The organism is Desulfoluna sp. CLI2B (assembly GCF_056847375.1).
In genome coordinates this window covers 3492846-3505820 of sequence record NZ_CP186557.1, presented here as the reverse complement: position 1 = coordinate 3505820, position 12975 = coordinate 3492846, and the positions used below count along the sequence as shown (strand labels likewise).

At 57.5% G+C, this 12975-nt stretch carries 9 protein-coding genes; all 9 read right to left on the bottom strand.

Annotated features, from left to right (window positions below; translation table 11 throughout):
- Positions 1-476: 476 nt before the first annotated feature.
- Positions 477-1448 (bottom strand): hypothetical protein, encoded by a 972-nt coding sequence (locus ACOYW2_RS16540; protein WP_482419140.1) that lies wholly within the window; start codon positions 1446-1448, stop codon positions 477-479.
- A 271-nt stretch (positions 1449-1719) separates the two neighbouring features.
- Positions 1720-2526, bottom strand: a complete 807-nt coding sequence (locus tag ACOYW2_RS16535) for a class I SAM-dependent methyltransferase (RefSeq protein ID WP_482419139.1) — start codon at positions 2524-2526, stop codon at positions 1720-1722.
- A 243-nt stretch (positions 2527-2769) separates the two neighbouring features.
- Entirely contained in the window at positions 2770-3879 is a 1110-nt protein-coding gene (locus ACOYW2_RS16530) for a hypothetical protein (protein WP_482767225.1), read from the bottom strand.
- Between the two features lie 46 nt (positions 3880-3925).
- A complete protein-coding gene (locus ACOYW2_RS16525; protein ID WP_482767224.1) occupies positions 3926-5530 on the bottom strand; it encodes an ABC transporter ATP-binding protein in 1605 nt (534 codons plus the stop codon).
- Positions 5527-6561 (bottom strand): ABC transporter permease, encoded by a 1035-nt coding sequence (locus ACOYW2_RS16520; protein WP_482767223.1) that lies wholly within the window; start codon positions 6559-6561, stop codon positions 5527-5529. The genes ACOYW2_RS16525 and ACOYW2_RS16520 overlap by 4 nt, the downstream gene beginning before the upstream one ends.
- Before the next feature lie 249 nt (positions 6562-6810).
- A complete protein-coding gene (locus ACOYW2_RS16515) occupies positions 6811-7914 on the bottom strand; it encodes a microcin C ABC transporter permease YejB (RefSeq protein ID WP_482767222.1) in 1104 nt (367 codons plus the stop codon).
- A 326-nt stretch (positions 7915-8240) separates the two neighbouring features.
- Positions 8241-10079, bottom strand: coding sequence for an extracellular solute-binding protein (locus ACOYW2_RS16510; RefSeq protein WP_482767221.1), 1839 nt, complete (start codon positions 10077-10079; stop codon positions 8241-8243).
- Positions 10076-10390, bottom strand: a complete 315-nt coding sequence (locus tag ACOYW2_RS16505) for a hypothetical protein (RefSeq protein WP_482767220.1) — start codon at positions 10388-10390, stop codon at positions 10076-10078. Before ACOYW2_RS16505 ends, ACOYW2_RS16510 begins: the two co-directional genes overlap by 4 nt.
- Complete coding sequence (locus ACOYW2_RS16500; protein WP_482767219.1) at positions 10383-12962, bottom strand: insulinase family protein; 2580 nt, start codon at positions 12960-12962, stop codon at positions 10383-10385. Before ACOYW2_RS16500 ends, ACOYW2_RS16505 begins: the two co-directional genes overlap by 8 nt.
- Positions 12963-12975 lie beyond the last annotated feature (13 nt).

The window sequence follows — 12975 nt, the reverse complement described above, 5'->3', positions numbered from 1 at the left end:
AGAGCAGAAACGCAAGCGCCTGTGTCGTCGATAAATCAGGATACCGGCGTGCCGGGACGGGCAGAGACTGAAGACGATGTGCTGGCCCATACGATCCCGCAGATGGAGGTTAGTTCTGCCACTTTGTTTTCCGGTATGATGACAAAACTGAACGATTCTGTAGGCTGTGTCCTTCTGGTTCGCGTTTCATAGACTTCATTTGGAGGTAACGATGAGTGGGGGCCATTCTCCCTCAGTTTTCGAAAAGGAGGTGGGCTTCCACGCAAAGTGGCGCAGGGAACAGATGCACTGGGGAACAGCTCAGTACTGTTGGAAAAGATCAAGCTCGCACAGGAGCTGGACTGTCAGAGTCTTCAATTGAGGTGGGACGTGACTATCTCTGGCCTTACAAAAAAAGGCCCCGAAATTCGGGGCCTTTTTTTGTGGCTACATGGATGATTTATTTTATCGTGAAGGGGTGGGTAGGGGTGTGCCCGTTATCCTTCGCACTGTTTTTCAAGCTCATCGAACTTGTCGGGATCTGAAAAGGAGAGGTCCACAATGGCCTTGGGGATGGCGCTCTGCTCGCACATGGTGCGGATCTCTTTTTCCACGTCACTGAAGTACTGGATCTCACGGATGGCATAGATGTGTTCAGCCATCTGGTCCATGGGAATGTCTTCGAGGGCCGGGCCTTCTGCCTCGGCTTTTTTCTTGGCCGCGGCTTCTTCTGCCAGTCGCTGCTGCTCTTTCAGCTCTTCTTCCATGGCTTTTTTGGCTTTGTCGATGTCTGCCTGAGCGATCTGAGCGACCTCAATGATGAGTTCTTCCGGGATATCATTGCTGAAAAGGAATTTTACCTTTTCATGGTCGGGCTTGCCTTCGACGGTTTCAAGCAGAGACAGTACATTGTTTCTTGCCGCGATTTCTGCGGCGATATCCGCATGTACCTGATCCAGTTTTTCCTGGGGAATACCCATGCGCTCCAAGATCACCGGGCTTTCCACGGTCTCTTCAATCAAGAGCCGAATGCCCAGGTCGCCGTCCAGGCCCTTGGCTTTCTGGACAAGCAGATCCAGCTTGGCCTCTTCAAACATTTGGAGCAGGGCGTCTCGCCTGTCCGTTTTCTGGATCCTTTCCCAGGTTTTGCCCAGGTTATCCGTGACCCTGTAGGATGCATGGCAGGGGTTGGCAAGGTCTTCAAGGGTCAGTTCGGAAAGTGCCTTGGTCAGGTCCTTGAGCATGGGCCTTCCAACCTTCAGCATGTCCTCCAAAGCCCATCTCAGTGCCATCATTTTAATTCCGGATTTCGAAACCGCATACCCTTTACCGTCCAGCTCCCCAACTATCTTCTGGACAGTTTTTTCCTTGTTCTCTTCGGTGATGTTCTGTCCCTCAAGGGCAAGCAGATTCTCTTCAATGGCCAACCAAAGGGGCGTCATTACAATCGTCTCTTCATTTGTTGTCATGTTTCTTTTCCTTTTTATCTGGGATGAATCCCCATGGTCCTGAAGTCATTAACAGACACAACATGCTGCCGAATAAAACGCCGGAGGCGTGTCATGCGGGCTCTTGTTTGTGCCAAGCTAACATTATAGGCCCTTTCAAACAAGAGGATTGTACGATGTCATCATTGAAATGAATGATGACATTCAAAGGAACGTCCCTGCACGTTTGACAAAATGTTTCCTCCGTCTGAGGTTAAGGCGGATGAGGAGCGGGTCCCGCGCTGTCGTGACCTCATAACCTCACATGGACAATTTTCATGGCCTTTCTGAAAAACGGCAGCAGGGAGAGGCATCGGAACATTGGAGAGTGCCTGTTCCTGTGGCGGTCAAAGTAGTACCACTCTTTCACAAAACGCAGGCCCAGGCCCCAGGTCTCCAGCTCTTTGCCGGAGACAATGCCCCATTTGAAGGTTGCGTCGTAGTTTTTCACGTCCGGGTGCGCGTTTGAGCTTCTGGCGATAAAGGGGGACATGGCCTCGAAAAGCATGGCGGCATTCGGCACATTTTTTTGGATGGCTTCAAAGAGGGGTTTGATTTCGTCTTCCGTGAAATACATGAGGAGGCCTTCGGCAATGAACAGGGTGGGCCTGTCTTTGGGAATATCGTCCAGCCAGGATATGTCCAGGACGGATGTGCCGATAAAGCGAAACCGGTCTGTCTCCTGGAAGAAACTGCGCCGGATGTCGATGACATCTTTCATATCCAGGTCAAACCAGGTTACGCGGCCGTTATCCAGGCGCAGGAAGCGGGTATCCAGCCCACACCCTAAGTTGACAACCACCGCCTCGGGGTTGGTATCGAGAAATCGGCGTGTCTGCTCGTCAAGGATTTCGGTGCGGATGGCCACCCCGGTCTGGGACATGTCCGACACCTCTTTTTCTCCCGAAAAGTCATGGCCGATTTGCTTCAGGATGTCACACGATAGGGGATCGTGAATGATTCCGTCCGGTCGCTGGGTTTCAAGATACCTTGCCCTTAAGGGGATCAGTAAGGTCTCCGAGACATTTTTCAGCTGCGGTTTTGAGAAAGGGGCGTTCATTGTGTCTCCCTGAACTGGCGTGGGGGTGTTTTGCGATGTGAAATCTTTATAGGGTGCACTTTTTCTTGGCTTGCCGTACTACTTTCAATAAGGCGTATGCAGGTCGGTTGTCAAGGGGAATAGATAAAGCAGGAGGTGGATCTTGTGCTTTTCGGAGAGAAGCCTCTGCGCCTTTAAAAAAGAATCGTCATCATCGCGGTAATCCGCGTAAGTAAATATTTGTGTTTTTTTTGCCAGGGCGAGTCATTTCTGACGTGATTTCAATCTCATATAATTCAGAACCTCTTTTGCAAAAGGGTACCCGTCGGAGGAGGCGGAACCGTGTAATTTTTCCGTCCCTCCTTCAAGGGTAAGGACTCCGTCAAATGCAACATTTTCTTTCGCTTTCTGGAGGTGTTTCGGTTGAATGGCGAGCCCCTGCTCCAGGAGAAATGCAACGGTGCGTGTTGTGGTTCTCGGGCTTAAAAGGGCGATATCCAGAGCATCTTTATCATCGAACTCTAATTCGGACAGGGGCAAATGTCGGGCATGGTGGGCCAGGGATTCCAGGCGACCGTGCATGATGGCGTTATACACCGCACGCTTTTCGAACCGGATGCCTGCCTCTTCGAGAATGACAAAACACTCCGGGTCCCAGCACTTCTGTTCAATGGCAATAAGCTCCTTTTCTGTGAAATCATCTGGGGTGATAGTAACACCTTCCTCCTGCAACTTTTTCATGATGTCGGGGCTGCCGGCATAAGCCTGCAGCTTGAATGCCTCTACGCCATCGCGGGGAATAAGGTGTGGGTATGCTTCAACGAGAAAACTCAGAATCTCTTCGTCCCGACTGAGGAGAAGATAGGAAAATAGATCACGGCCGGGCTCATCAAGGGCGGCTCCGGCATCCATCAACTTTTGCAGTATCTCGACGCTGACAGGTTCCGTGGAATGGGTAATCCAGCGTTCACACAACCGAAGGGCATGGGGATCATCTGTGAAGGCGTTTATATCAAGATTATGACGTGAAATATAAGCCAGGAACCCTTCCAGATCGTTGCCTTTGATCAGGGCGTCAAGGTGTTCGGCATGGTGCTTCGGGATCATGCCTTGCACGTGGCTTTCGATCTCATCTTTTGCTGACGTCACCGTGGGGGAGGTCGATGGCTCTTTTCGGGGCTTCGGAACCATAGCTTCACTCTGGATAGCTGAATAATGGTCTGCTGATGTACTCTCAGGCTTCTTTTCGGGATATTCTGTCAATATTGAGCTTGTCTCTGATTTCGGTTCTGAAACATCAGCATGCTGGCTGTGAAACAACCAGGCAAAAAGAGAGACGCATAGAATGGTGGCAACAAGAATCGATTTATTCAACGAAACCTCCTCGTACGCATGAGCACTTCATGTGAACCATGACATCTTAGCGTTCACCCACTGGGGTATTTCTGTGTGCCGCCATGGTTTCCCCTTTCAGCAGCATCCGTGTGTAGTCGTGTGAGGGCGAGGCAAAGACGGTGTCTGCTGGTCCCCATTCCACGAGTTTTCCAGCCTTCATCACCGCGATGTCGTGGCTGATGGCACGGATCACGTCCAGGTCGTGACTGATGAAGAGGTAAGAGAGGCCCAGTTTGGCCTGGAGCTCTTTCAATAAGGAGACGATCTGGAACTGGATGTTGCGGTCCAGGGACGAGGTGGGCTCGTCCAGAATCACCAGCTTGGGGGAGAGGGCAAGGGCCCTGGCAATGGCGATGCGCTGCTTCTGCCCCCCTGAGAATTGATGGGGGTACTTCTCCTTGTCTTGGGGGGCAAGGCCCACGTCGGTGAGGCATCGGTCTACCACTTTTTCGGTGTAGGGCCCCGGGTGGTTGAAGGCGCGCAGGCCTTCGCCCACAATATCGCCCACGGTCATCTTGGGGTTGAAGCTGCTGTGGGGATCCTGGAACACCACCTGGATGCTTCGGCGGAGCTGCCTTAGGGATTCCCCTGTGAGTTCGGATAGGGGCTCTCCGTCAAAGCGCATGGTGCCGGTGGAGGGGATGAGACGCAGGACGGCCCGGGCCAGGGTGCTTTTGCCGGATCCGCTTTCGCCGACAATCCCTAAGGTGGTGCCCTCGGTGAGGGTCAGGGAGACACCGTCCACCGCCTTCAAAGGGGGCTCTTTTTTGAACCGGGACTGGCGGGCATAGGTGACGCCGATGCCTTCGAGTTCAAGGAGTTTTTTCTTCTCCCGGGGCGCTTTGACGGGGCCCCCGTGGCTTTTGTTCAGGAGCATCCGGGTGTAGGCGGTTTTGGGGGCGCCAAAGAGTTCGCTTGTGGGGGCGCTCTCCACAATGCGCCCCTCTTTGGCCACCACCACCCGATCGGCATGGGACCGCACCACGGCCAGGTCGTGGGTAATAAGGAGGATGGCGGTGCCGTAACGGTCCCGAACCCCGGTGATGAGGGTGAGGATCTGTTCCTGGAGCGTTGCATCCAGGGCCGTGGTGGGCTCGTCGGCCACGATGAGTTTCGGGTTTCCCATGAGGGCCATGGCGATCATGATGCGCTGTTTTTCTCCGCCGGAGAAGGTGTGGGGCAGATGGCCGATGCGCTTCTCCGGGTGCCTGATCCCGGCATCGCCCAGGAGCTGTACCGCCTTTTCCATGGCTGTTCTGGTGTCCGTCCCTTCCACGATGCGGGCCCACTCCGTCATCTGTCGGCCCACGGGGTGCAAGGGGTTCAGGGAGGTCCCCGGCTCCTGGAAGATGTAAGCGATCTCCCGGCCCCGGTAGCTGCGAAGCACCCGGTCTGATAGGCCGGTGAGCTCGGTGCCGTCAAAGGAGACGGAGCCCCGGACCTGTGCCGCCAGGTGCTTCTGGAGCTGGACAACGGCATGGGAACACACCGATTTGCCGGAGCCGCTTTCCCCCACAAGGGCCACCACCTCGCCCTGGCCCACATCAAAGCTCATGTCGTGAACCGCGGGGCTCAAGCCCTGGCTGGTTCGAAAATCCACGGCCAGGTTCTGGATGGAGAGAAGTGTCATGATGCCTCCTTTTGGATGTGCTTGGGGTCCATGGCATTTCGGACGCCTTCTCCGATGAGGACCAGCAGGGTGAGCATGGACGCTACGATGGCAAAGGCTGAAAGGCCCAGCCAGGGGGCGTGGAGGTTGGATTTTCCTGCGGCGAGCAGCTCGCCCAGGGAGGGTGATCCCGGCGGCATGCCGAACCCAAGGAAGTCCAGGGAGGTGAGGATGCCGATGGAGCCCGAGAGGATAAAGGGAAGAAAGGTCATGGCTGCCACCATGGCATTGGGCAGGATGTGGCGGGTGATGATCTCCCGGTCCTTCACGCCCAGGGCCCGGGCCGCCTGCACATAGTCAAGCTGCCTCCCCTTGAGGAACTCGGCGCGGACCACGCCTACGAGGCGCATCCACCCGAAGAGGACCATCAGGGCCAGGAGCCACCAGAAGCCCGGGGTCATGAAGCTGTTCATGATGATGAGAAGGTAAAGCATGGGAATACCCGACCAGATCTCCATGAGCCGCTGGCCCCACAGGTCCACCCGGCCCCCGTAATACCCCTGGATGGCCCCTGCGGCGATGCCCAGGGCCGAAGTGACAAAGGTGAAGGCAAACCCGAAGAGAACCGAGAGGCGAAACCCGTAGAGGATGCGTGCAAAAACGTCCCGGCCCAGATCATCGGTGCCCAGGGGGTTGGAAAGGGAAGGGGCCGTGGGCGGCGGCACGGGCAGGTCGTACCGAATGGTGTCGTAGCTGAAACGCACCGGCGGCCAGAGGATCCAGCCGTCCTCTTCGATGGCATGGATCAGGTAAGGGTCGGAATAACAGGCCTCGGACGGGAGAAACCCTCCGAAATCCCGGTCGCTGTAGGAGACCACCAGGGGGAAACAGTGCCTTCCTTTGTAATGAACGTAAAGGGGCGTGTCGTTGGCGATGAGCTCTGCTGCCAGGCTCATGGCAAAAAGAACGCCGAAGACCAGCAAGGAGATAAAGGCGCGCCGGTCTCTCCTGAAGACAGACAGGCGCTTGCGCGTAAGGGGCGATAATTTCATGATGCAGCGTGTATCCATGTGCATGGTTTGGGTGCACGGTTTGGGTCGATGGGTGGGTAAAAAGCTGCCTCCGGCGGCAAGGTGAGCCACCTTGAAAGCTGGTTACCTCAGCGATTTACCCTTCGTTCCTCAGGGAAAATCACTGAGGTGTTCGTGGATTGTCTCTTTGTTTCTAACGAGTAACTATTCAGCTTATGTTTGCCTCCGGCGGCCCTGCCGGAGGCAGGCTTTGAACATGGCAAGCTTTGATCAGTTCCCCGACGACCCGAAGGAGATCCTGGGGTCCACCAGGGTGTAGGTGAGGTCACTGACGATGCTCAAGGCCAGGCCCATGAGGGTGAAAATATAGAGGGTGGCGAACATCACGGGGTAGTCGCGCCCCATGGCCGCCTCAAAGCCCATGAGTCCCATGCCGTCCAGGGAGAAGATCACCTCGGTCATGAGGGAGCCTGTAAAGAACATGGAGATAAAGGCTGCGGGAAACCCTGAAATGACGATGAGCATGGCGTTTCGGAAGATGTGTCCGTAGAGGATGCGTTTTTCCGTGATGCCCTTGGCCCGTGCGGTGGTGACGTACTGGGCGCTGATCTCGTCCAAAAAGGCGTTTTTGGTGAGCATGGTCAGGGATGCAAAACCGCCGATGACCATGGTGGTGATGGGCAGCACCATGTGCCAGAGGTAGTCCAGGATCTTTCCCCAGGTGCTCAGCTGGCCAATGTTGTCCGAGACCAGGCCGCGCAGGGGGAACAGGGTCAGGTAGTTGCCCCCGGCCAGAAAGATGATGAGCACGATGGCAAAGAGGAACATGGGCACGGCATCCCCCACGATGACGGCAAGGGAACTCCAGAGATCGAACCGGCTGCCGTGGCGCACGGCCTTGGCGATTCCCAGGGGGATGGATATGAGGTAGATGAGCACCGTGCTCCAGACCCCTAAGGAGATGGAGACGGGCAGCTTCTCCTTGATGAGGTCCACCACGCGCTTGTCCCTGAAGAAACTCTCGCCGAAGTCAAAGCACGAAAAATCCCTCAACATAAGGAGGTAACGGGTGAAGACAGGTTTGTCGAAGTTGTAGAGGCGCTCAATCTCCTGGATCACCTCGGGCGGAATGCCGTCGGCCCCTTTATAGGGCGACGACGACTCCCCCAGGGCCTCCTCCGTGTCCGAAGGGCCGCTCGTCTCTTGAGTGCCCGTGGCCCGGTCCACGGCCGAGACCTCGGTGCCGCTGAGCCGGGCGATCATGGTCTCCACCGGCCCCCCCGGGGCCGCCTGGACCAGAAAAAAATTGATGGTGATGATGCCCAAAAGGGTGGGGAAGATCAGAAACACCCGTTTGGCGATGTACTCTTTCATAAGGACTCCGAAAAAAATATGCCTTCGGCTCGGGCTGCGCCCGACATGAACGCTGATGGTTTATGCGGACTGGATCGCAAGCTTCGACGTTACAGGATACGTTGTCACCACTTGCCCAGTGTTGATTTAACCGCACGGCCTCCGGCGGCAAGGTGTGCCACCTTGAAAGCACGTTGCGAATGCGCTTTCCCCTTCGTTCCTCAGGGGAAGAGCTTTCGCGAAGCTTTTTGTGAAATTGAGCAAAACCTGTTTGTCAAACTTTTCAAAAGTTTGGCCCCCGGCAGGGCCGCCGGAGGCATTTTTAACTTGGCTGCAGGGGGCTTTTATTAGCTACGTGTTTTAGAGATCAGGCAGTCGGGCATGGCTGCGTCTTTTGCCGGGTCAATCCACCAGGCATTGATGCTCAGGCCGTGGGTGGGCAGTTTGTTGGGCCTGCCGAATCGGTCCCAGTAGGCGATGCGAAAGCGGTCGCTGTAGCCGTCGGGGATGATGTAGTACCCGTTGAGCAGGAGCCGGTCCAGGGCCCGGGTGCGTGCCACCAGGGATTCGCGATCCGGGGCGGCGATGATTTTTTCCACCAGGGCATCCACGGCCGGATCGGCGATGCCGCAGAGGTTGCGGCTCCCTTTGACACCTGCGGTTTCGCTGTGCCACATGCCCCGCTGTTCGTTGCCCGGGGAGAGGGACTGGCGGAACCGGGAAAAGATCATCATGTACTCTCTGTTTCGAACCTTTTGGGTGTAGTGGGTGGAATCCACCAGGTGCAGGGTGAGCTCGATGCCAAGGCGCTTCAGGTTTTGCCTGAAGGGAAGGAATCTTTTCTGGGTGGCCTTGGAGCCCATGAGGATCTCCAGCTTCAATGGTTTGCCGTGTGGGTCCCGCATGGCCCCGTCCTTGAAGGCATACCCTGATTCGGTCAGGATAGCTGCTGCCTGGCGCAGCCGGTTGCGGTCCATGCCCGAGCCGTCTCCTTTGTAGAGGGAAAAGGGGGTGGTGAAGACCTCCGGGGGCACCAGGTCCCTGATGGATTCCAGGGTGTTCAGCTCTTGCCCGGTGGGCAGGCCGCTGCAGGCAAATTCCGAGTTGGAGAAGTAGCTGGTGTGGCGCTTGAGCTGGCCAAAGTAGATTTTGTTGTTGACCCAGTCGAAGTCAAAGGCCCGGGTGAGGGCCCGCCGGACGTTTCGGTCGTTCAAGGGGGGCACCTGAGTGTTCATGATGACCCCTCGCATGCCGGTGGGCATGCTGTGGGGGATTTCTTCTTTTTTAATCCATCCCGTCTCCACGTTTTTTCCGGTGTATCCGCGGTACCAGTTTTTGCCCGCACTCTCCCCTTGAAGATCGTAGTGCCCTGCCTTGAAGGCCTCAAAGGCCACGGTCCGGTCCTTGAAGTACTCAAACACCATGCGGTCGAAATTGTAGCGCCCCTTGTTCACGGGCAGGTCCCGGCCCCAGTAGTCGGGAACGCGTTCGTAGCTGATGCGTTTGCCCGGCTCCACGGCGGAAATGCGATAGGGCCCGCTTCCCAACGGGGGGGCCAGGGTGCTTTTGGACAGGTCCCTGTACTGCCAGTAGTGGGCGGGCAGTACCTTGAGCTGGCCTGCGACATAGGGAAGCTCCCGGTTGCGGTCCTCTTTTTTGAAGTGGAACTTGACGGTGTGGGGGCCCAGGGCCTCCACGCGGTCGATCCCTTTGAAGTAGTTTTTGTAAAAGGGGCTCTGCTCGGTGACGGCATTAAAGCTGAAGCAGACATCCTCGGACGTCACGGGGTGCCCGTCGTGGAATGTCGCCTCTTGTCTCAGGTGGAAGATGGCCCATGCGTTGTCGTCAGCCACGGTGAGTGTTTCGGCCAGCAAGCCGTAGGAGGTGGATGGTTCGTCCCTGGATGACTCCATGAGGGTGTCGTACAGGAAGGTGATGCCTGCGGCGCATCGTCCTTTGACGGCCACGTCGTTGATGTTGTCGAAGGTGCCCACCATGCCCCGACGGTAGGTGCCTCCCTTGGGGGCATCGGGGTTGGTGTAGTCAAAGTGGGTGAAGTGTTCCCCGTATTTCGGGGTGCCGATGAGGGCAATGGCGTGGCTTGTCTGCTCCCCGGCCGTGGCCGGCAGGGTGCCGGCCAGGAAGAGGAGAGCTGCCGCGCTAACATGTATCAGGCGGCGCTTCATAAAGCCTCCTCGGTGTCGGGGGCGTAGACGGTGATGAACCCTTTGATGCCGGTTAAGGTCTCTTTGGCCAGGGCGTTGAGGTCGTCAACGGTTGTGTTTTGAAGCATCTGTTTTCGGCTGAGCACCTCGCCCAGGTCCCAGCCGTGGTCCAGGGAGGTGGCGACGGTGTTGAGCCAGTAGCGGTCTTTTTTCTCGACCTGGGCCAGGGTGGTGAGGCTCTGCTTAACGGCCAGTTCCATCTCCTGCTGCGTGACCCCTTTTGTTCCCATGTCCCGGATCATGCTTTCGGTGAGGGGGATGAGTTCATCCACGCGGTGGGGATCGCAGGTAAAGGAGACGGATGCCTTGAGAGGGTGGTGGGGCTCCGGCCTGGAGGCGAGGGGCGCCGTGGATGGAGTATAGCCCGCTTCTTTTCACCTGCACCGAGAGCCTGAGCCTTCGTGAGAGGATGCGCCGGAGGACGGAGAGCTGAACGCTCCGTTTGTGGGAAAAGGGTGCTTCGGATTCGTAAAAGGCGGAGACCGAGGCCCGGTCCGTAAGGTCTCCCTTGCCGGTGATGCGGATGCTTTCGGGACTGCCTACGGCTTTGAGCCGGAGGCCCCGGTCCACTTTGGTTTTTCGGTTTGCTGCGGCGGGCAGGTCGCCCAGGTAGCGCGCTGCCAGGGTGGCGATCTCCTCGGGGTTCACATCCCCCACCACGGTGAAGGTAAAGGCAGAAGGGGAGACGAAGAAACCTGTGTAGTCGGCAAGGAGGGCTTTGGGGGTGAGCCCCTCCAGGTCCTCAATGGCAAGGGGCTGGTCCCGGAATTTGTCGTTGTGGCGGGCCTCGGCAGCGTCTGCCGTAAAGCAGAATTTTTTGTCATGGGCCCTGGCGTTGATGGCCTGGGTCGTCCGAGCTTTATGGATGGCCAGCGCCTTGGCTGAAACATTTGGGGCGGTGAAGTAGAGGCGAAGCATCTGAAAGAGGGTCTCGGCTTCTTTGGTGGCGCCTCCGCCTGTGAGAGAGGTGGTGTTGGCTTCGATGGAAGGGGAGATGTTGATGTTCCGGCCTGCGAGGAACCGGTTCAGCTCGGTTTGGGGGATGCCCGCAAACCCGCTCTGGTTCACGAGGCCGGCGGCCATGCCCACGCGCTTGTAGTCGGCATCCGCCACGCCGGAGAGCCCGCCAGTGGCCGTGCCTCTGATCAGAAATTCACCGGGTGCGTTGGTTGTTGGTTTAATAACGAAACGGGTCCCGTTGGAGAGGGTGACGGCCTGGCCGCCGATGACGGGCATTTTTTCGCTGACCACGACGTCTCCGCCTTTAGGGGGCGCAGCGACAAGGGCGGTGATAGCCGGTGCTAGGGTGTAGGGCGCCAGGTCTTTTTCATGAACTCTGGTGACCAGGTTCATGATCGCCTGTTTGGTAAGCATTTCGGTCTTTCGTTTCTCAGGAAAGGTGAAGATGACCGAGCGGCTGTCGGAGGCAAGGAGTGTGTTGAACGCCCGGTTGAGGTCGGCTGTGGTGATGGTGTCGGCCACCTTCAGGTAGAGGGCCAGATCCTGATCTGGGTCGGTGAGGGCCCCGCCGTAGGTGTCGAATTCACAGATGGCTGTGGCATGGTCCGATGACTCCACGCGGCGATCGGGCCGGGCTGCCTCGGTGAGGGCTTTTTCAAAGGCGGTTTTCTGCTCTGCCAGCTCCTCGTCCAGGAAGCCGAAGCGTCGGACCCGTTCCATTTCGGCGTAGAGACCGGAAAGGCCCTTGGAGACGCTTCCTTTGACGGGGCGAGCCATGAACCGTGCCGTGTGCAGCTCGCTCTGAACATCTGTTACGCGGGCGTAGGCGCGCAGCAGGGGCAGCTCTTGATCGGTGATTTTTTTTCGAACACGCCGGTTAAAGGCGGCAAAGGCCAGCTGCTCGGTGAGGTCCCGCTTGAACCCTTCGACAGTGGTGGTGGGCTTGCGCAGGAAGAAGTGGTCAATAGCCACGGTTCCTGCGGTGAGTTCGGGGTCGGTGATGGTGGTGACGCGCAGGCCAGGGGTAAGGGGGACCTCCTTTGATGCGGCGGCACGGGCCTTGCGGGGTGCAATGCCGCCCATGGCCTTTTCAATGCGCTTCTGCATGTCGACTGCGTTGATATTGCCCACAACCACTACGGCCATGCGGTCCGGGGTGTAGTTGGCGTCGTAGTACCCTTTGAGCAAGGCGCGGTTGGCGCCTTTAACCACGGTCATCAGGCCGATGGGATCACGCAAGGGGTAGCGGGATCCGGACAGGAGCACGGCCCGGCTTTTGTCGCCCACGCGCTTTCTTACCCCGTCTCTCATGCGCCACTCTTCGACAATCACACCCTTTTCTTTTTCGATTTCGCCCTCATCAAAGAGCAGGCCGTCTGCCCAGTCACCCAGGACCAGGAAGGCTTTGTCCAAGAGCTCGGGGCGGTCCAGTGGGATGCTGAGCTGGTAATTGGTGACGTTGGTGGCGGTGTAGGCGTTGGTGTGGGCTCCGAAGGTGAGGCCCGCTTCTTCCAGGAAGGCGATAAGCTCGTTGTGTTCAAAGTGACGGATCCCGTTGAAGGCCATGTGCTCCACGAAGTGGGCGAGGCCTCGCTCTTCTTCGGTTTCGTTAAGGGAGCCGGAGCGGACGTTGAGCCGCAGTTCCACCCGGTCCTTGGGGTAGGGGTTTTGCCGAATGTAGTACCGGAGGCCGTTGGCAAGCGTGCCGGTGATCACCTTCTCGCTCATGGGCAGGGGCACGGTTTCTTGATGGGCGGGTTTGAAGGGCCCGCAGCCTCCGCCCAAAACCAACAGGGCGATGAGAAAGAATAGAAAAGGGGCTTTGCGTCTCCCGCCGGGGGGCAGGGGGGCGCAGGGGCGTTCCGTTTTGGGGGTGCACTTCATGGGCCGTTTACTC